Raw genomic sequence first — 19124 nt, 5'->3', positions numbered from 1 at the left:
ATGGGTCAGCTGCCGCGCTTGGGAACGGCAAACGTGCCGGTCACCCGCCCGCCGGTGGTGCTGGCCCCGGAAACGCCGCCGCCGCGCCCGTCGACACTGGAAATGCCGGAATTGAGATCGATCACCAGCCGGCCGCCGTTCAAGGTATCGCCGCCCCGGCGCAGCGCGACATTACCCGCCAGCGTGATGATCCGACGGTTGAAATCATAGATCGCCACGTCGCCCCGCGCGCTTTCATCGCCGCGCGTCACCGCCACGCCGCCCGTCGCGTCGATCCGCTGGATCTTGAGCGAGCCCTCATCGGTAAACGCCACCGTGGTCCGCGCGGCCTGCATCCGCAATCCGCCCTGACTGATGTCGACATTGCCCGACAGGATCACGCGGTTCTGCTTGTCCTGCAATTCGATCCGGTCGGCGGCATAGCTGACCGGCGCATCGCTGTTGTGCCCGCCAATCGCCTGCGCGCCGGACTGGCCGACGGCCAGCAGGGCAACCGCGCCCAGCGCGAACCCGCCCATCAGCGAGCGCAGAGCCGTGGAAGTGAGAGAACGTGTGGCCATCATGGCATCCTGAGCTTCCCCGGCGACATCAGCAGCCGGGCGTGTCCATCAAGGGTTACAGTGCGCGCATCCAGATCGGCGATGATCCGGTCCGCGCTGAAAGTGCCGGCCGGGATCGCCCCGGTCACCCCGCCAGAGCCAACCACACGCCGCGCCTGCAGGTCGATCGCGATGGCGCTGGTGGTCATGCGGTAGCCATCGGCAGCGGTAAAGTTGACCGGGCCGGTCACGTCCACTGTCTGGCGGTCATAGTCATAGGTTCCGCCCCGGGCGGACAGTTCTGCCGGGCCATCGGACAGCTTGATCCGCGCCACGAGGTCTTCCATCCGCACCACCGGTTCATCGGCAGTGGCCTGAACCGCGCTGCCAGCGGTAACGGTAAAGGGACGCCCGGAATTGTCCTCGCCCCGGTACATCGCCTCTGACACCCGCAGCCGCTCGTTCACCACGGCCACCTTGGTCCGGTCGAGCAGGAAGCTGATTTCCCCGCGCGGCACCACCGGTCCCAGGATCATCGCCGCCGCAACCACCCCGATCAGCCCCGGCAGCCAGCGCGCGAGGATGTGGACCGTGCGGTCATGCGACCCGCCGGGCGCGGCCCATTGCCGGCGTTTGCCGCGGATCAGGTCGGCAGCCTGGGTCATCGGGGCAGGCGGTTACGCTTCATGGCTGAAGATGTCCTTGTCGGCCCAGCCCGCCAGATCGAGGCGGGCGCGCATCGGCAGGAAATCGAAACAGGCCTGCGCCAGGTCGGTCCGCCCTTCCCGCTCCAGCCGTTCGACCAGAATGGCGTGCATCGCGTGGAGGTGGCGCACGTCGGACGCGGCATATTCCTGCTGCGCATCGGACAGCACCGGGCCGCCCCAGTCGCTCGACTGCTGCTGCTTCGAGATTTCCTTGCCCAGCAGTTCGCGGACCAGGTCCTTCAGCCCGTGGCGGTCGGTATAGGTCCGCACCAGCTTGCTGGCGATCTTGGTGCAGAACACCGGCGCGGCGACGACGCCCAGGTAATGCTCGATCGCGGCCAGATCGAACCGGGCGAAATGATAGAGCTTCAGCCGGGCCGGATCGGCCAGCACCGCCTTCAGGTTCGGCGCGGCATAGTCCGTTCCAGGGTTGAACCGCACCAGGTGCTCGTTCCCCCCGCCGTCGGAAATCTGCACGACGCACAGCCGGTCGCGCGGGGTAATCAGCCCCATGGTTTCGGTATCGACGGCAATCGGGCCGGGGGCCAGGACGCCTTCGGGAAGATCTTCTTCGTGGAGATAGACAGCCATATCGGGAAAGTGCTTAGGCTGATCGCGCGTCAAGGGAAAGTCCCGGAATCAGGAACCTGTGCGGATGCCAAGCGATAATGCCATCCCCCCTAGCTGGCAGGGCGTGCTCGCCCCGGTGCTCGCCACGCCCGAAGCGCAGCGACTGGGTGGATTCCTGCGGGCCGAGGAAGCCGCGGGCAAGACAATCCATCCACCGCAGGGCACCCGTCTGGCCGCGCTGGACCTGACACCGCTGGACGCGGTGAAAGTGGTGATCCTGGGGCAGGACCCCTATCACGGGGCCGGACAGGCACATGGCCTGTCCTTCTCGGTCCAGCCGGGGGTCAAAGTGCCGCCAAGCCTGGTCAACATCTACAAGGAACTGGAAACGGACCTCGGCCTGCCGCGCCCTGCCCATGGCAACCTGACCAGTTGGGCGCGGCAAGGCGTGCTGCTGCTCAATGCCGCGCTGACGGTCGAGGACGGCAAGCCCGCATCCCACCAGGGCAAGGGCTGGGAGGCGATCACCGATGCGGTTGTCGGGGCGGTCGCGGCGAAGGCTGAGCCGTGCGTGTTCATGCTGTGGGGCAACCATGCCCGCAAGAAGGCGGAGCGCGTCGCGGGACTTGGCGCAGACAGTCACCACCTGATCCTGACCGCCCCGCACCCCAGCCCGCTCTCGGCGCACACCGGCTGGTTCGGCAGCCGCCACTTCAGCCGCGCCAACGCCTTTCTCGAGGCACATGGGCGCGGCGCGGTGGACTGGCGGGTGTAATGCGGGTCGGGCTGGCCCGGCTGGCCGCTGCCCTACTGGCGCTGGTCGCGCTCCCTTTGCAGGCCGAAGAAACGCCCCCCGGCGCCCTGCCGTTCGTGGCGGCCTCGCCCGGAGCGGGCGAGCGGCTGGTGCTGGCGCATTATTTTCCGCCCTTCCCGATCCAGATTGGCGAGCGGGGCGCGAGCGGCGACTATTATGAGCGGCACTACCTGCGGCCAGAGGGTGAGAACGGCAAGTTTGCGCGGGGCGGCGGCTATCTGCGCCAGCGCCCGCTGCTGCCGCCCGGCGGGCTGGCCGACGCGGCCGCCGGGTTCCGGCTGGACGTGGCCCGGGCCGCGCGGATCGGGATCGACGGGTTTGGCGTCGACCTGCTCGACCTCGATGGGCGGCACTGGCGCACCACGCTCGCCCTGCTTGACGCCGCACGCGATGCCGCTCCGGCGTTTCGCATCGGGCCACAGCCCGACATGTCCGCGCTGAAGGACGTGACACCGGCCCGCCTGGCCGAAGCGCTGCTGGTCTTCGCGCGTCACCCGGCCGCATTGCGCCTGCCGGACGGGCGCCTGCTGGTGATGCCGTTTGCCGCGGAGCGCGTGTCCGGCACCTTCTGGCAGGAGCTGGCGAGCCGGATGCGCAGCGCGGGCGCCCCGATCGCGCTGGTTCCGAATTTCGTCAACGCGCGCACCATGGACGCGTATGCCGGGCAATCGTGGGCCGCGGCGCTATGGGGCGATCGCGGGTCGGGCGCCGGCCCCACGCAGACCCGCTTTGCCGAACAGGCTCGGGCCGCAGGCTATCCGCGCTGGCTGGCGACGCTGGCGCCGCAAGACTTTCGGCCCAAGGATCTGATGGCGTGGGAAGTCGATGGCAGCACCGGACTGGCCAGCGCGTTCACGGCGGCGATGACCGGCAAGGCCGCCGGGCTCCATCTGGTGACGTGGAACGACTACAGCGAAGCCAGCGAACTGGCTCCATCCAGCGCCACCCGGTTTGCCTGGTATGACCTGACCGCATGGTACATCGCCCACTTCAAGCGCGGACGCCCGCCCGCCATCGTGCGCGACGGCCTGATCGTCCTGCACCGCCGCCAGCTGTTCAATCCCGTCGACATCGCGCGCGGCGCGGCATGGCAGCTGCGCGGGCGCGACGCCGTCAGCAACCGGATCGACGTGCGCCTGTTCCTGACGGCCCCGGCCAGCGTCAGCGTGACCACCGGCGGGATAAAAAGCGTTCGCAGCGTGCCCGCCGGGTTCCAGCGCTGGCAAGTGCCAGCCCGCCCCGGCGCAGTGCGCGTGCAGTTGACGCGGGCGGGCAAAGTGCTGGCCGATTGCACCAGCCCCCATGTGATCGCGGCGCACCCTGACCGCCACGATCCGCTCTACGCCGGATTTTCCAGCCTGCGCGGGTGCAATTAAACCGTAATTCAGACCTAACCCAGTCGCCGCCGGATCGCCGCTGCCAGCATTTCGCCCAGACGCGGCCCTTGGCGGGGATAGAGATAAGGCTCGATCAGTTCCGCCTCGATCAGCGCCAGCTGGCCGTCGGGCAGCCGCACCATATCGATCCGGGCATAGAGCGGTGCCTGCGCGAAGGGCAGCATGGCCAGCACTTGCGCCGCGCGTGAGATGTCCGCCGGATCCGGCTCCAGCGCCACCTCGCGCCCGCCATAGAGCGACTGGATGCGGTAATCCCCGTCCGCCGCCTGTTTCAGCAAGGCATGGCAGAACTGGCCATCGATGAAGATCAGGCTGTATTCGCCCTCGCTCTGGATCGCGGGCAGGAACGGCTGGATCATCCCAGCCTGCCCCAGCCGCCAATCGGCTGCCGGAGGGTCCGCGCGGGTAAAGCTGAACTGGCCGACCGCACCCGCTCCGACGCGCCGCTTCACCACCACCCGGTCGGTGTCGAAGTGGTCAAATGCGCGCAGGATATCGTCGGCGCCAGGATCGTCCGCCCACAGCGTCGGGATCGATGGCGCCCCGGCCTCCGCCAGTTCGCGCAGATAGCCCTTGTCCGCGTTCCAGCGCACGATCTCCGCCGGGTTGCAGACCATGACCCCGGCCGCTTCCAGCGCCTCCAGCCGGGCGAGAAATTCGGCCGGATGATCGGTATAGTCCCAGACCGTGCCCAGCACGGCCAGATCGAACCCGGTCAGCGCGTCCAGCGGCGCGCGCCAGTCGATCTCGGTCAGCGTGGCATCCATGCCGGCCAGCCCGCTGCGCAGCGCGGCGACCTGTACGTCGTGCTCAAACGCATCGGCGCGGCGGGTGGGCGATCCGGGCAGGGTGCCGGCACAGGCGAGGAAGGCGATCTTGCGGGTCATGCCCCTGCCCTAGCGCCGGGGCGCCGCCCGGGCAATTCGCCCTGGCCCAAAACGAACAGGGCGCGCCATGCGGCGCGCCCTGTCGTGTTCAGCCGGAAACGCCGGATCAGCGCGGCAGGACGCTGGCGCCCATCAGTGCCTCGTCCACGGCGCGGGCAGCCTGGCGGCCTTCGCGGATTGCCCAGACGACCAGGCTCTGCCCACGGCGCATGTCGCCGCACGCAAAGATCTTGGGATCGCTGGTGCGATAGCTGAAGGTATCGGCAAAGACATTGCCGCGGGCGTCCAGATCGACCCCGGCCTGATCCAGCAGGCCGGTCTTGCGCGGACCGACAAAGCCCATCGCGAGCAGGATCAGGTCCGCCTTCAGCGTGAATTCGCTGCCGGGGATTTCCTGCATCTTGCCATCGACCCATTCGACGCGAACGCAATCCAGCCCGGTCACCTGCCCGTCCTTGCCCTGAACGCGCTTGGTCAGGATCGCCCAGTCGCGCTCAACGCCTTCTTCATGGCTGGTCGAGGTGCGCAGCTTGAGCGGCCAGTCCGGCCAGGTCAGCAGCTTGTTTTCCTTTTCCGGCGGCTGCGGCATGATTTCGATCTGGGTGACCGATGCCGCGCCCTGGCGGTTGGAGGTGCCAACACAGTCGCTGCCGGTATCGCCGCCACCGATCACGACAACGTGCTTGCCCGTGGCGAGCAGCGAACCGCGCGGCGCGGCGCGCACTTCGTCATCGCCCGCGTTGCGCTTGTTCTGCTGGGTCAGGAATTCCATCGCCAGCCGCACGCCGGGCAGTTCCGCGCCCGGAATTTCCAGCCGGCGCGGTTCTTCCGACCCGCCCGCCAGAACGATCGCATCGAAGTTTTCCCGCAGCGAGTTGACCGAAATGGTCACGCCGACTTCGGTCGAAGTGCGGAACTCCACCCCTTCGGCTTCCATCTGCACCGCGCGGCGGTTGATCAGGTGCTTTTCCAGCTTGAAGTCCGGAATGCCATAGCGCAGCAGCCCGCCGATGCGGTCGTTCTTTTCGAACACCGTCACCGAATGGCCCGCGCGCGCCAGTTGCTGTGCCGCTGCCAGACCGGCCGGGCCAGAGCCGACGACGGCAACCGACTTACCGGTGCGCTTGGCCGGAACCTGCGGCGCAATCCAGCCGTTTTCCCAGCCCTTGTCGACGATCGCGCATTCGATCGACTTGATCGTCACCGGCTGGTCGATGATGTTCAGCGTGCAGCTGGCCTCGCACGGGGCGGGGCAGATGCGGCCGGTGAATTCGGGGAAGTTGTTGGTCGAATGCAGCACTTCCAGCGCATTCTGCCAGTCCCCTTCATAGACCAGGTGGTTCCAGTCCGGGATGATGTTGTTCACCGGACAGCCGTTGTGGCAGTAGGGAATGCCGCAGTTCATGCAGCGGCTGGCCTGCGCCTTCAGCGCCGGTTCCGCATGCGGAATCACGAATTCCTTGTAGTGGGTCAGCCGCTCCTTCGGGTCCGCATACGTGCGGTCCTGGCGGTCGAGTTCGAGAAAGCCGGTTTCCTTGCCCATGGTTCGGTTCCTTATTCCGCGGCCACCGAGGCGGCAGCCAGCCGCTCGGCCTCGAGTTGCTTGAGCGCCTTCGCGTAATCGCGCGGCATCACCTTGACGAACTTGCCCAGCGCATTGCCGAAGTCGTCCAGCAGCGCGCGGGCGCGCTTGCTGCCGGTGTGGAGGTGGTGGCGTTCCAGCAGCACCTTCAACCGTTCGGCATCGTGATAGAGCACATCGCCCATCCCGGCGTCGTTGACCCCATTGGAGCGCTGCGTCGGACGGCCCGCGCCGTCCTCCTCGTCACGCTCCGCCTTGATCGGCAGCAGGTCGACCTGTGCCATGTTGCACAGCTGCGCGAACTGGCCGTCCTCGTCATAGACGTAGGCGACCCCGCCAGACATGCCCGCGGCAAAGTTGCGCCCGGTCTTGCCCAGCACGGCCACAACGCCGCCGGTCATGTATTCGCAGCCATGATCGCCAGTGCCTTCGACCACCGCGACGGCGCCCGAATTGCGCACCGCAAAGCGTTCCCCGGCAACGCCGTTGAAATAGGCCTCACCCGCAATCGCGCCATAGAGCACTGTGTTGCCAACGATGATGTTCTGGGCCGGATCGCGGTCCACGTGGGCCGGCTGGCGCACGATCACGCGGCCGCCCGACAGGCCCTTGCCGACATAGTCATTGCCATCGCCGGTCAGGTCCAGCGTGATGCCGTGGGCCAGCCACGCGCCAAAGCTCTGCCCGGCAACCCCGGTCAGGCGGACCGAGATCGTGTTGTCCGGCAGGCCGGCATGGCCATACCGCTTGGCGACTTCGCCCGACAGCATCGCGCCGACGGTGCGGTTGACGTTGATCACCTTGCGCTCGATCACCACCGGCTGCTGCTTGTCCAGCGCATCGGCGGCGGCCGCGATCAGATCGTTGTCGAGCGCCTTTTCGAGGCCATGGTCCTGCGTGCCCGACCAGCCGAGCGACGGGCTTTCGCCCTGCGGGGCCTGATAGAGGATGCGCGACAGGTCGACGCCCTCGGCCTTCCAGTGATCGATCGCCTGGCGGGTATCCAGACGGTCCACCCGGCCGACCATTTCGCCCACGGTGCGGAAGCCCATTTCGGCCATGATCGCCCGCAGTTCTTCAGCCACGAAGAAGAAGTAGTTGATCACGTGTTCGGGCTGGCCGGTGAAGCGCGCGCGCAGCACCGGGTCCTGCGTGGCGACGCCCACCGGGCAGGTGTTGAGGTGGCACTTGCGCATCATGATGCAGCCGGCCGCGATCAGCGGCGCGGTGGCAAAGCCGAACTCGTCCGCGCCGAGCAGCGCGGCAACGGCCACGTCGCGGCCCGTGCGCAGGCCGCCATCGGCCTGCACCGCGATGCGGCTGCGCAGGTTGTTGAGCAGCAGGGTCTGCTGGGTTTCGGCAAGACCGATTTCCCAAGGGCTGCCCGCGTGCGTCAGCGAGGTCAGCGGCGAAGCGCCGGTGCCGCCTTCGTAGCCGGAAATCGTCACGTGGTCGGCGCGCGCCTTGGAGACGCCCGCGGCCACGGTGCCGACGCCCACTTCGGACACCAGCTTCACCGAGATGCGCGCACCGGTGTTGACGTTCTTCAGGTCGTGGATCAGCTGGGCCAGATCCTCGATCGAGTAGATGTCATGGTGCGGCGGGGGCGAGATCAGGCCCACACCCGGCGTCGAATGGCGGGTCTTGCCGATGGTCTTGTCGACCTTGTCGCCCGGCAGCTGGCCGCCTTCGCCGGGCTTTGCGCCCTGCGCCATCTTGATCTGGATGTCGTCGGCGTTGACCAGATATTCGGTCGTCACGCCAAACCGGCCCGAAGCGACCTGCTTGATCGACGAGCGCATGGTGTCGCCGTTCGGCAGCGGCTTGAACCGCGCCGGGTCTTCGCCGCCCTCACCGGTGTTCGACTTGCCGCCGATCCGGTTCATCGCCAGCGCCAGCGTGGTGTGCGCTTCCCAGCTGATCGAGCCATAGCTCATCGCGCCGGTGGCAAAGCGCTTCACGATTTCGCTGGCCGGTTCAACCTCGCTGATGTCCAGCGGCTTGTCCGCCTTCTTCAGTTCCAGCAGCCCGCGGATGGTCAGCATCCGGGTCGACTGGTCGTTGATGGTCTGGGCGAATTCCTTGTACTTTTCGGGCACATTGCCGCGCACCGCGTGTTGCAGCGCGGCGATGTTCTGCGCGGTCCAGGCGTGTTCCTCGCCGCGCAGGCGCAGGCCGTACATCCCGCCCACGTCCAGCATGTTGCGGTAGATCGGGTTGTCGCCATAGGCGGCCTGATGGCGGCGGACGGTTTCCTCGGCCACCTGCTTCAGGCCGATGCCCTCGATCGTGGTCGCGGTGCCAGTGAAGTACTTTTCGATCAGATCGCTCGACAGGCCGACCGCATCGAAGATCTGCGCGCCGCAGTACGACTGGTAGGTCGAGATGCCCATCTTGGACATGACCTTGAGAATGCCCTTGCCCACCGCCTTGATGTAGTTCTTCTGAACTTCATAGGTGGTCAGCGGCAGTTCCTTCTTCACGCGGATGTCTTCCAGCGTTTCGAAGGCGACATAGGGGTTGATCGCCTCGGCCCCGTAACCCGCCAGCACACAGAAGTGGTGCACTTCGCGCGCCTCGCCGGTTTCGACGACCAGGCCGGTCTGCATGCGCAGGCCCTGGCGGACCAGGTGCTGGTGCACCGCCGCCGTTGCCAGCAGCGCCGGCATCGGGATCCGGTCAGGCCCCTGCGCGCGGTCGGACAGGATCAGGATGTTCTTATCCTGCAGCACCGCTTCGGTCGCGGCCCAGCACATTTCCTTGAGCGCCATTTCCAGGCCATCGGCCCCGGTCTTGGCATCCCAGGTGATGTCGATCGTCTCGGTGCGGAACGCACCGTCCAGCGCGGCTTCGACCGAGCGGATCTTGGCCACTTCCTCGTTCGTCAGGATCGGCTGGTCGACTTCCAGACGCTTGTGCGTGCCGGCTTCCATGCCCAGCAGGTTCGGACGCGGGCCGATCATGCTGACGAGGCTCATCACCAGTTCCTCGCGGATCGGGTCGATCGGCGGGTTGGTGACCTGGGCGAAGTTCTGCTTGAAGTAATCGTAGAGCAGGCGCGACCGGCTGGACAGCACCGCGATCGGGGTGTCGGTGCCCATCGACCCGATCGGATCGTCGCCATTGCGGCCCATCGGCTCAAGGAACTTGGCCACGTCTTCCTGGGTGTAGCCAAACGCCTGCTGGCGATCGAGCAGGCTGGTGGTTTCCACCGCGACCTGCGCCAGTTCCGGCTCGACGACCTCAAGGTCCTTCAGCTTGTACTGGGCCGCCTCGAGCCACTGCTCGTAGGGCTCTTCCCCGGCCAGCTGGGCCTTGATTTCCTCGTCCTCGATGATGCGGCCTTCCTCAAGGTCGATCAGCAGCATCTTGCCAGGCTGGAGCCGCCACTTGCGGACGATGTTGTCTTCCTTGATCGGCAGCACGCCGCTTTCCGAGGCCATCACGACCAGATCGTCGTCCGTCACCAGGAAGCGTGCGGGGCGCAGGCCATTGCGGTCCAGCGTGGCGCCGATCTGGCGGCCATCGGTGAAGGCCACGGCGGCCGGGCCGTCCCACGGCTCCATCAGCGCGGCGTGGTATTCATAGAACGCGCGGCGCTTGGCATCCATCAGCGGGTTGCCGGCCCAGGCTTCGGGGATCAGCATCATCACCGCGTGGGCCAGCGGATACCCGCCCGCCAGCAGCAGTTCCAGCGCGTTGTCGAGGCTGGCCGTGTCCGACTGGCCGTGCGGGATCAGCGGCCACATCTTGTCGAGGTCGGCGCCCAGCAGTTCGCTTTCCATCGTGCGGCGGCGCGCGTTCATCCAGTTGACGTTGCCGCGCACCGTGTTGATTTCGCCGTTGTGGGCGATGAACCGGAACGGGTGCGCCAGCTTCCAGCTGGGGAAGGTGTTGGTGGAGAAGCGCTGGTGAACCAGCCCCAGCGCCGAAACGCAATCCGGATCGGTAAGGTCGTTGTAGAACCCGCCAACCTGCGTTGCCAGCAGCAGCCCCTTGTAGACGATCGTCCGGGTGGAGAAGCTGGGCATGTAGAGCTCGGTCAGGCCCGGCAGCCCATGCTTTTCAGCCAGCGCCGCCAGCGGGTTCTGGGTCTGCTTGCGGATTGCCAGGATCTTGCGTTCGAACGCTTCCTGATCCGGGCAGTTTTCGCCGCGCGCGACGAAGCACTGGCGGATCACCGGCATCGATTCCAGCACGGTCTTGCCCAGCCCGTCGGTGTTCACCGGCACATCGCGCCAGCCGACCAGCCGCTGGCCTTCCTTGGCAATGAACTTTTCGAACGTGCCGATGACGAATTCGCGGGCCTGTTCATCCTGCGGCAGGAAGCACATGGCCACGGCGTAGTCGCCCGGCTGGGGCAGCTTCAGCCCTTCGGCGTCCGCCCACTTGCGGAACATCGCATCGGGCAGCTGGATCAGGATCCCCGCGCCGTCACCCAGCAGCGGGTCCGCCCCGACCGCGCCGCGGTGGTCCAGGTTTTTGAGAATTTCGAGCGCCTGGCTAATGATCGCGTGGCTTTTCGCACCTTTAATGTGGGCAACAAAGCCCACACCACATGCGTCATGCTCATTACGGGGATCATAAAGGCCTTGAGGCGCCGGAAAACCCATCGATAAATCCATCCTGTGTCTGGCCGAATGCCTTGATTCGCGCGCAAACGCACGCAAATCGCGGATTTCCGGCAATTAAGCACAATCCATCACGCCGCGATAAGCAGCGAAAGTTGCGCTAGGGTTCCCCATGACGACAGGAAGCTGCTTTTGCAACTGCGAATGCGGCAAGAAACGCTTGGGCGCGGCCAAGCGTTTCGATGAATAGGTTTTCGGCGGGATTCCGGGCGGGCGGCGATGCGCCAGCCCGCCAGGCTCAGGCCGCTCCGCTCATCCGCTGAAGGTTGGCCAGCGCAGCGCGCAGGGCGCGCTCCGTCTCGGCAGGGTCCAGTGCCGCCGCAGCCGCCGGGTTGACGACCGGCTGCCCCGCCCCCAGCGACGATGGGGCGTCAAACTGGCGGAACGGGGCCGAATCCGCCGGGGCGGCAAAGGGCGTCGGCGCGGGGGCGAAAGCCGGAGCGGCAGCGGCAGCGTATGAGCCCGCCGCAGCCATTCCCAGCGCTGCCTGACCGGGGAAAATCACCACCGGCTCGAACGTGGCGGCATCCGCTTCGGGCTCCTCGATCCGCACGAACTGCGGGCGCGCCAGCGTCGGCAGGCCCAGGTCCAGCAGCGAACCGCACTTGTCCTCGGCCCCCAGTGCCTCGTCCTCGATGGTGGTTTCAGCCGGCTCGATCTCGGCCACCGGAGCGACAGGATCTGCCGCAGGCATCGTCAGCTGCCGGGGCGGCAACAGGCTGGCCAGCACATCGTCCTCATCTTCGACCACCGGATCTTCCAGGGGCAGCGGACGCAGTGCGGCCGGCATTGCCAGCGGAGCGGACGGAACTTCGGTGATCGCGGCACCGTCTTCAGGCGCCATCGCGACGGTCGGGGCGGCCTCGTTCAGGCGCGCCAGACCAACCGGCGGTGCTGGTTCCGCCGCCGCAACCGGTGCCGGCGCGCAATCAGGCACTGGCGCGCTGCGGGCAAAGGGTGCGGGAATCGGTTCGCTAGGCGCATACTGGGCGAATGGCGTGTAGGGTTCGGGCTGCGCGACTTCGGGCTGGACGGCATGGTCCTCGGCCGGAACGGCAGCAGATGGTGCAGCGACGGCCGCGGCAGCACGGGCTTCGCGGCGGCGACGCATCGAATCGGCCAGGCGCGCGGCCAGGTCGGCCATGCCCATCGTGCCCAGCGGCGGCAGCGGCACGGCGTCGGCCGGGCTTTCCGGCTGGTGCGCGGGTTGAGGCTGCGGCTCGAACCGGGCCTCTGGCATCGGCTCCGGCGTCGGCTCGGGCCGGGGTTCGCTGCCGGTCGGGACAGGACGGACAAACAACGGCGTGACTTCTTCCACTTCGAACACCGAAGTCTTGAAACCGGCAGCCTGAACGAATTCCTGGGGAACATGATCGTCGACGATCGCCGCCCCGAAGATCTGGCGCGCGGGTGCCGCCGCAACCGGTTCAGCGAAGGCCGGTTCCGCCGGGGCAACAAATTCCTGCCGCGACCCAGGCACCTGCATCGCTGCTGGCAGCGGCAGCGGCGCTTCCGGCGAAGCTGCCGCGGCAGGTGCGGCAGCAGCCCAATCCAGCGCCGGTGCGGCATCGACGGGTGCGGCAAAGCTGCCAAGATCCAGCGGCCCAGCCGGGTCCACAGCCGATGCGGCGTCGGCCATGCCGGCGTCCAGTTCCAGCTCGGAAATCGAGAAAATCTGCGGGGCACCGCCCGGCAGCGGGGCCATGTCATGCGGAACATAGGCCTGCTCCGGCAATTCCACCGCCAGCGAGCGGCGGCGTCCGGCCAGCATGCCCGCACCGCCGGCTTCATCGGCGTCCAGCGTGTCAGGAGCGGCGATCGGACGGCGGACCGGATAATCGGCCTGAACATCACTGCCACGGAGCGATGCGGCCGTTTCCTCACGCGCCACGCCGGTGCGCTTGCGCTGCCGGACCTCGACCTTGGGCCGGGTGATGCGGCGAGCGATCAGAAGGCCGATCGCACTGCCAAGGGCAGACAGGCCCAGCGCAACCAGAATGCGCGCGGTCACGCCCAGCGGCGGCGCGGCGGCGGGAATCAGCAGGTCGATCCGGCTGGCGATGACCATGCTTTCCAGCAGCGATGGCCGCACGGCCAGACTGCCGAGCCCGAACAAGGCACCGAACCACAAGGCCACGACTGCCGGGAACAGCGGATGCGCCGTGATCGGCTTGGCATTGCTGGCCTTGCGCTGTGATTTCGCCACTCTCGATACCCCGTTGGTTCAGTCTCAATCCGACCGAACCACCACGTCAGGCCGCGGCGGAAATCCGGTCATTGGCTGATTTGGCTATCAGGCGATGGTAAACATCCTGATAACGATAAACATTCCGGGACCAATCGTGGTTGGTGGTAACGTGTTGGTAACCAGCCGCACGGCGCGCATCCCACCCGGCGCGGTCGGCCAGCAGGTCCGCCAGCGCATCCGCACAGGCCGCCGGATCATCGGGCGCGAACAGCGCGGCGTTCACTCCGTCGGTCATCAACTCGCGGTGCCCGCCCACATCGGATGCGGCCACCAGCTTGCCCTGCGCCATCGCTTCCAGCGGCTTAAGCGGCGTCACCAGATCGGTCAGGCGGCTGCGCTTGCGCGGATAGGCCATGACATCGACCAGCGCGTAGTACCGCTCCACCTCGCTATGCGGCACGCGCCCAACAAAGCGGATCGCTGCGGCCGCCGGGCTGGCAGCAGCCTGCGCGCGCAGCTCTGCCTCGCACGGGCCGCCGCCGACCAGCAGCAGTCTGGCATCCGGCTGGCGCTGGACCAGTGCGGGCATCGCGGCGATCAGGTCGTCCAGCCCTTCGTAGTCATAGAAGCTGCCGATGAAGCCGATCACCGGGCCGTCGCCCAGCTCCAGATCATCCGCCAGCGCCGCCTCGCGCGGGGCAGCCTGTCCGAACAGGTCCAGGTCGACCCCGTTGGGGCTGAGCATGATCTTGCCGGCGGGCACGCCGCGCAGCACCAGATCGTCCTTCAGCCCCTGACAGATCGTGACGACCGCATCGGCCCCGGCGACGACATGGTTTTCCAGCGCGCGGGTCAGCCGGTATTTCAGGTTGCCTTCGGTGCCGGTGCCGTTGCTGACGGCGGCATCCTCCCAGAAGGCGCGGATTTCATAGACCACCGGAATGCCCAGCCGCCGTGCGGCGATCAGCGCGGCCTTGCCGTTCAGCGCGGGCGAATGGGCGTGGAGCAGATCGGGCCGCCACTCAGTCGCCAGCGCCACGATGGTATCGGCCAGCAGATTGACTTCGCGCCATTCCCGCAGCCCCGGTGGGCCGCCCGCCGTGCCGCGCGTGCGATGAAAGGTCAGCCCTTCGGCCTGTTCGACATCCGGGCCCGCCGCAACGTGGCGCAGGCCGGTGATCCCGCGCACTTCCAGCCCCATCGCCTCCTGCGCTTTCAGGATCGCGCGGGTGCGAAAGGTATAGCCGCTGTGCATCGGCAGCGAATGATCGAGGACATGGAGAATGCGCGTCATGGGGACTTTCCCTAGCCCCGGAACGCTTAACGCGGCGTCAACTCGCCGGTGCTAGGGCATTTTCGCAATGATCGACTACTTCGCCCTGGCGCTGACCCATGGCCTGCTGCTCCTGGGAGCGTGGCGGATGCTCCAGCGCGCCGATCTAGACCGCGAGGAGCCGGGCGATCCGGCTGCGGCCCCGCCCGCCGAACCCGCGCTGACCAACCCAAAACCGGGCCCCACCCGGCCAGGACTGCGCACCCGTGCTTGATCTGGCGCTCACCGGCTTTGTCTTCGTGTTGCTGGGCCTCGGCCTGCGCAAGCCGTTCCTGTGGGTGCTGGCCTATCTCTACATCGACATCCTCACCCCCCAGCGGATTTCCTGGGGGCTGCTGGCCTCGCTGCCGATCTCGCTGATCGCCTTCGTGCTGGCCTTTGCCGGCTGGGCCTTGCTGGACGACAAGCGCGACAGCCGCTTTACCTTGCGTCAGGGCCTGATCGTGGCCCTGCTGGTCTATTGCGGGCTGACCACGCTGACTGCGGACTACCCCGAATCGGCGGTCGAAAAGTGGGCCTGGGTGTGGAAGGCGCTGGTCTTTGCGATCTTCCTGCCGCTGACCCTGCGCACCCGTCTGCGGATCGAGGCCGCGGCACTGACCATCGTGCTGACGGTGGGGGCAATCGTGATCTCCGGCGGGATCAAGACGCTGGGCGGCGGTGGCGGCTATGGCTCGCTGCGGCTGTTCGTGCCGGATAACGCCGGCATCTATGAAGGGTCCACCCTGTCGACCATCTCGATTGCGGTGATCCCGCTGATCTGGTGGCTCGCGCGGTTCGGCACACTGTTCAAGCCCGGCAAGCTCGTCACGCTGTTCGCGCTGGCCCTGACCTTTGCCGCACTGCTGATCCCGATCGGCACGCAAACCCGCACCGGCCTGCTGTGCATCGCGCTGCTGGGCGTGCTGTCGCTGCGCGCGGTCAAGCGGCGGTTCCTCTACCTGGGGCTTGCCGGAGTGGTGGCGCTGGCGGCGATCCCGTTCCTGCCCGAAAGCTACACCAAGCGGATGAGCACGATCGAGAACCACCAGTCCGATCAGTCTGCCTCCACCCGTGTCGCGGTGTGGGAATGGACCTGGGAATACGCCAAGCACAATCCGTTTGGCGGAGGGTTCGATGCCTATCTGGGCAACAACCTGCGGGTCGAGACGGTGAAAGCGGTCGGCACCGGCAACAACATCACCTATCACAGCGAATACCACATCGAGAAAGCGCGCGCCTATCACTCAGCCTATTTCGAGATGCTGGGCGAACAGGGCTATCCCGGCTTCCTGCTGTGGTCGTGGGTTCAGCTGCTGGGCATCTGGCAGATGGAACGCATCCGCGCCCGGTGGAAGGACCGCAAGGGTCCCGGCGAGAACTGGCAGGCCCCGCTGGCCAACGCGCTGCAACTGGCGCAGCTGATCTATTTCGTCGGCGCGCTGTTCATCGGGATCGCGTTCCAGCCGGTCATGTTCATGCTGATCGGCTTGCAGTGCGGGCTGTGGAGCTATCTGCGGCGGATCGACAACCCTGCGCGCCCGCGCTTTGCCGGCGTGGACGGCAAGCCGGTGCTGCGCACCCATGCGGCGGTGCAGGCATGACAGCGCAGCCCTCCCCCCGCCACCTCGACGCGCTGACCGGCATTCGCGGGATCGCGGCCTGGGCGGTGGTGTTCTATCACATCCGCCTGTCGCTGGCCGCGCTGCTGCCGCCTGCGGTGATCGAGTGGCTGGCCAAAGGGTATCTGGCAGTCGACCTGTTCTTCATCCTGTCGGGCTTTGTCATCTGGTACAACTACGCCCCCCGCATCCGTCAGGGCGGCGCGGCGGAAACGCGGCTGTTCCTGTGGCGCCGCTTTGCCCGCGTCTGGCCGCTGCATGCCTTCATCCTGGCCGGGTTCATCGGCTTTGCGGCGCTGCTGCTGGCGACCGGGCGCGACATGGCCGGATACCCCCTGGCCGAATTGCCGCTGCATATCCTGCTGGTCCAGAACTGGGGCGTGACCAGCGAACTGACCTGGAACCACCCCGCCTGGTCGATCAGCACGGAGCTGGCGGCCTACCTGCTGTTCCCCGCCGTGGTCTTGCTGGCCCGGTGGGAGGACTGGCCCGACTGGGCGCTGCTCATGCTGGCGGCCGCGCTGGCGCTGTGCGTCCACCTGATTTTCGCCGCCAGCGGCCACACCGCGCTGGGCGAGGATATCGCCGGTCTTGGCCTGTGGCGCTGCCTGCCCGAATTCGCGATGGGCATGATCCTGTGCATCCTGTGGCAACGCTGGCAAGCCGCCCCGCGCGCCGCGCCGCTTGCCCTTCTGGCGGGGCTGGCCTGGGGTGCGGGCGGCATCATGCTGGGCCTGCCCGAAACCGCGCTGGTCCCGCCGGTGTTCTTCGCGCTGCTGCTGGCGCTGGCGCTGGACCGGTCGGCAATCTCCCGCCTGCTCGGCGGGCGGGTGCTGACCTATCTGGGCGAGATCAGCTACTCCACCTACCTCGCGCATTTCCTGCTGTTCATCCTGTTCAAGCTGGCCTTCGTGGACGACAGCCTGCAACTGGATGGGGTGCAGCTCGCCGGATTCGTCGCGCTGGTCGCGGGGGTATCGGTGGCACTCTATCACGGGGTCGAAAAGCCCGCGCAAAAGTGGCTGAACCGCCGCCCGCCGCGCTGGGCCAGCCGCCGCGCCGCCGTTCCCGCCGAGTGATTCGCACGGGGTAACCCGGCGCGCGCCCTGCTTGCCGTAACGGCAGCGTCAGGCGCGTTGCAACGGCCGCGCGCTTGGGCCATGAACAGGCCTTTCCATCTGTCAGGAGAGGCATATGACCCCGCAGGAACTGCAGGCCAAGGTTGGCCAGAACATCGGCGTTTCGGACTGGTTCGAAGTCAGCCAGGACCGCATCAACAAGTTCGCCGAAGCCACCGGCGACTTCCAGTTCATCCACATTGACGAGGAAAAGGCCAAGCTGACCCCGTTTGGCGGCACCATCGCGCACGGGTTCCTGACCCTGTCGCTGATCCCGGTACTGTCGGCGATGACCGAAGGCGCGCGCGTCAGCAACGTGAAGATGGGCGTCAACTATGGCGGCAACAAGACTCGCTTCATCTCGCCGGTCCGCGCGGGCAAGCGCGTGCGCGCCCATGTGAAGCTGCTTGACCTGGTCGAAAAGCGCCCCGGCCAGTGGCAGCAGACCAACGAATACACCATCGAGATCGAAGGCGAGGATAAGCCCGCCCTGATCGCCGAATGGGTGATGCAGTTCTTCGTGTGATCCGCGTCCTCCCCCGGATACCGACACACCAACCGATACTTCAAGGAAACTACCATGCGTGACGCAGTAATCGTCGCCGCCGCCCGTACGCCGATTGGCCGGGCCTATCGCGGCGCCTTCAATGCCACTCCGGGCGCCTCGCTCGGCGCGCTCAGCCTGAAAGCGGCGATCGAACGCGCCGGTATCGAAGGCGGCGAAGTCGATGACGTGCTGTGGGGCTCGGCCCTGCAACAGGGCACCCAGGGCGGCAACATCGCTCGCCAGGTCGCGCTGAAGGCCGGTCTGCCCGTCACCGTTTCGGCCATGTCGATGGACCGCCAGTGCTCGTCGGGCCTGATGGCGATTGCCACCGCGTCGAAGCAGGTGGTGATGGACCGGATGGACGTGGTCGCCGCGGGCGGCCAGGAATCGATCAGCCTGGTGCAGACCAAGGACATGCGCGTTGCCGCCGATCCCAGCCTGATCGCGATGCACAACGCGATCTACATGCCGATGCTCCAGACCGCCGAAATCGTCGGCAAGCGTTATGGCATCAGCCGCGAGGCGTGCGATGCCTATGCGCTCCAGTCGCAGCAGCGCACAGCCGCCGCGCAGGCCGCCGGGCTGTTCGCCGATGAAATCGTCCCCTGCTCGGCCACGATGGCCGTGACCGACAAGGCCACCGGCGAAGTGACGATGAAGGACGTGACGCTGGCCAAGGACGAGGGCAACCGGCCCGAAACCACGCTGGAAGGCCTGCAATCGCTGGGCCCGGTCCTGCCCGACGGGATCGTGACCGCCGGCAACGCCAGCCAGCTGTCAGACGGGTCCGCCGCCGTGGTGGTGATGGAAGCCGCGCTCGCCGCCAAGAAGGGCCTCGCCCCGCTCGGCCGTTATGTCGGCATGGCGGTTGCGGGCACCGAACCGGACGAAATGGGCATCGGCCCCGTGTTCGCGATCCCCAAGCTGCTCAGCCGGTTCGGCGTCAGCATGGACGATGTCGGCGTGTGGGAACTGAACGAAGCCTTTGCCGTGCAGGTGCTCTACTGCCGCGACAAGCTGGGCATCCCCGATGACCGGCTGAACGTGAACGGCGGCTCGATCTCCATCGGCCACCCCTATGGCATGACCGGCGCGCGCTGCACCATGCACGCCCTGCTGGAAGGCAAGCGCCGGGGTGCGAAGTATGTCGTCGTGACGATGTGCGTCGGTGGCGGCATGGGTGCCGCCGGCCTGTTCGAGGTCCTGTAAC

15 protein-coding genes are annotated in these 19124 nt (G+C 67.0%); 7 read left to right on the top strand and 8 right to left on the bottom strand.

From position 1 onward, the window contains the following. Positions 1–5: 5 nt before the first annotated feature. The 3 genes from IE113_RS02585 to IE113_RS02575 are packed head-to-tail and all read right to left on the bottom strand — an operon-like array spanning position 6 to position 1837. Positions 6–560 carry an LptA/OstA family protein gene (locus IE113_RS02585; RefSeq protein ID WP_373297833.1) on the bottom strand — a complete coding sequence of 185 codons (555 nt, stop codon included), beginning with the start codon at positions 558–560 and terminating at the stop codon, positions 6–8. After that, on the bottom strand, positions 560–1204 hold the full coding sequence (locus IE113_RS02580) for an LPS export ABC transporter periplasmic protein LptC (protein WP_189538826.1): 645 nt from the start codon (positions 1202–1204) through the stop codon (positions 560–562). The genes IE113_RS02585 and IE113_RS02580 overlap by 1 nt, the downstream gene beginning before the upstream one ends. Before the next feature lie 12 nt (positions 1205–1216). Then, positions 1217–1837, bottom strand: a complete 621-nt coding sequence (locus IE113_RS02575; RefSeq protein WP_189538825.1) for a ribonuclease D — start codon at positions 1835–1837, stop codon at positions 1217–1219. A 64-nt stretch (positions 1838–1901) separates the two neighbouring features. On the opposite strand from IE113_RS02575, the gene ung reads away from it, so the two are divergent. Together ung and IE113_RS02565 are read left to right on the top strand one after the other, a co-directional pair. Further along, positions 1902–2591 carry a uracil-DNA glycosylase gene (gene ung / locus IE113_RS02570; protein ID WP_189538824.1) on the top strand — a complete coding sequence of 230 codons (690 nt, stop codon included), beginning with the start codon at positions 1902–1904 and terminating at the stop codon, positions 2589–2591. After that, complete coding sequence (locus IE113_RS02565) at positions 2591–4006, top strand: endo-1,3-alpha-glucanase family glycosylhydrolase (RefSeq protein WP_189538823.1); 1416 nt, start codon at positions 2591–2593, stop codon at positions 4004–4006. Before ung ends, IE113_RS02565 begins: the two co-directional genes overlap by 1 nt. Positions 4007–4020: 14 nt before the next feature. Here the strand turns inward: IE113_RS02565 and IE113_RS02560 are convergent, their stop codons facing one another. The 5 genes from IE113_RS02560 to IE113_RS02540 form a co-directional block, all read right to left on the bottom strand. Next, on the bottom strand, positions 4021–4914 hold the full coding sequence (locus IE113_RS02560) for an ATP-grasp domain-containing protein (protein WP_189538822.1): 894 nt from the start codon (positions 4912–4914) through the stop codon (positions 4021–4023). A 106-nt stretch (positions 4915–5020) separates the two neighbouring features. Beyond that, positions 5021–6457: a glutamate synthase subunit beta gene (locus IE113_RS02555; RefSeq protein WP_189538821.1), complete on the bottom strand. Its 1437-nt coding sequence runs from the start codon at positions 6455–6457 to the stop codon at positions 5021–5023. Between the two features lie 11 nt (positions 6458–6468). Beyond that, a complete protein-coding gene (gene gltB / locus IE113_RS02550) occupies positions 6469–11109 on the bottom strand; it encodes a glutamate synthase large subunit (protein ID WP_189538820.1) in 4641 nt (1546 codons plus the stop codon). Positions 11110–11365: 256 nt separating this feature from the next. Further along, on the bottom strand, positions 11366–13333 hold the full coding sequence (locus IE113_RS02545) for a hypothetical protein (protein ID WP_189538819.1): 1968 nt from the start codon (positions 13331–13333) through the stop codon (positions 11366–11368). 46 nt (positions 13334–13379) lie between these two features. After that, on the bottom strand, positions 13380–14609 hold the full coding sequence (locus IE113_RS02540; RefSeq protein ID WP_189538818.1) for a TIGR04063 family PEP-CTERM/XrtA system glycosyltransferase: 1230 nt from the start codon (positions 14607–14609) through the stop codon (positions 13380–13382). A gap of 67 nt (positions 14610–14676) precedes the next feature. Between IE113_RS02540 and IE113_RS02535 the strand changes: the two genes are divergently transcribed. The 5 genes from IE113_RS02535 to IE113_RS02515 all read left to right on the top strand — a co-directional run bounded on the left by IE113_RS02535 (position 14677) and on the right by IE113_RS02515 (position 19123). Next, positions 14677–14862 (top strand): hypothetical protein, encoded by a 186-nt coding sequence (locus IE113_RS02535; protein ID WP_189538995.1) that lies wholly within the window; start codon positions 14677–14679, stop codon positions 14860–14862. After that, complete coding sequence (locus IE113_RS02530) at positions 14855–16231, top strand: putative O-glycosylation ligase, exosortase A system-associated (protein WP_189538817.1); 1377 nt, start codon at positions 14855–14857, stop codon at positions 16229–16231. Before IE113_RS02535 ends, IE113_RS02530 begins: the two co-directional genes overlap by 8 nt. Then, positions 16228–17328, top strand: a complete 1101-nt coding sequence (locus IE113_RS02525; RefSeq protein ID WP_189538816.1) for an acyltransferase family protein — start codon at positions 16228–16230, stop codon at positions 17326–17328. The genes IE113_RS02530 and IE113_RS02525 overlap by 4 nt, the downstream gene beginning before the upstream one ends. 115 nt (positions 17329–17443) lie before the next feature. Continuing rightward, positions 17444–17893 carry a MaoC family dehydratase gene (locus IE113_RS02520; protein ID WP_189538815.1) on the top strand — a complete coding sequence of 150 codons (450 nt, stop codon included), beginning with the start codon at positions 17444–17446 and terminating at the stop codon, positions 17891–17893. A 54-nt stretch (positions 17894–17947) separates the two neighbouring features. Then, positions 17948–19123 (top strand): acetyl-CoA C-acyltransferase, encoded by a 1176-nt coding sequence (locus IE113_RS02515; RefSeq protein WP_189538814.1) that lies wholly within the window; start codon positions 17948–17950, stop codon positions 19121–19123. The last annotated feature ends 1 nt before the right edge of the window (position 19124 follow it).

The organism is Novosphingobium arvoryzae, assembly GCF_014652615.1.
GTDB classification, from domain to species: domain Bacteria; phylum Pseudomonadota; class Alphaproteobacteria; order Sphingomonadales; family Sphingomonadaceae; genus Novosphingobium; species Novosphingobium arvoryzae.
This window is presented reverse-complemented; position numbering and strand designations above follow the sequence as displayed.

Excerpts from the sequence above, each read along its gene's own strand:
- IE113_RS02585 (WP_373297833.1), bottom strand. The coding sequence starts at position 560 with ATGGCCACACGTTCTCTCACTTCCACGGCTCTGCGCTCGCTGATGGGC.
- IE113_RS02580 (WP_189538826.1), bottom strand. The coding sequence starts at position 1,204 with ATGACCCAGGCTGCCGACCTGATCCGCGGCAAACGCCGGCAATGGGCC.
- IE113_RS02575 (WP_189538825.1), bottom strand. The coding sequence starts at position 1,837 with ATGGCTGTCTATCTCCACGAAGAAGATCTTCCCGAAGGCGTCCTGGCC.
- ung (WP_189538824.1), top strand. The coding sequence starts at position 1,902 with ATGCCAAGCGATAATGCCATCCCCCCTAGCTGGCAGGGCGTGCTCGCC.
- IE113_RS02565 (WP_189538823.1), top strand. The coding sequence starts at position 2,591 with ATGCGGGTCGGGCTGGCCCGGCTGGCCGCTGCCCTACTGGCGCTGGTC.
- IE113_RS02560 (WP_189538822.1), bottom strand. The coding sequence starts at position 4,914 with ATGACCCGCAAGATCGCCTTCCTCGCCTGTGCCGGCACCCTGCCCGGA.
- IE113_RS02555 (WP_189538821.1), bottom strand. The coding sequence starts at position 6,457 with ATGGGCAAGGAAACCGGCTTTCTCGAACTCGACCGCCAGGACCGCACG.
- gltB (WP_189538820.1), bottom strand. The coding sequence starts at position 11,109 with ATGGGTTTTCCGGCGCCTCAAGGCCTTTATGATCCCCGTAATGAGCAT.
- IE113_RS02540 (WP_189538818.1), bottom strand. The coding sequence starts at position 14,609 with ATGACGCGCATTCTCCATGTCCTCGATCATTCGCTGCCGATGCACAGC.
- IE113_RS02535 (WP_189538995.1), top strand. The coding sequence starts at position 14,677 with ATGATCGACTACTTCGCCCTGGCGCTGACCCATGGCCTGCTGCTCCTG.
- IE113_RS02525 (WP_189538816.1), top strand. The coding sequence starts at position 16,228 with ATGACAGCGCAGCCCTCCCCCCGCCACCTCGACGCGCTGACCGGCATT.
- IE113_RS02520 (WP_189538815.1), top strand. The coding sequence starts at position 17,444 with ATGACCCCGCAGGAACTGCAGGCCAAGGTTGGCCAGAACATCGGCGTT.
- IE113_RS02515 (WP_189538814.1), top strand. The coding sequence starts at position 17,948 with ATGCGTGACGCAGTAATCGTCGCCGCCGCCCGTACGCCGATTGGCCGG.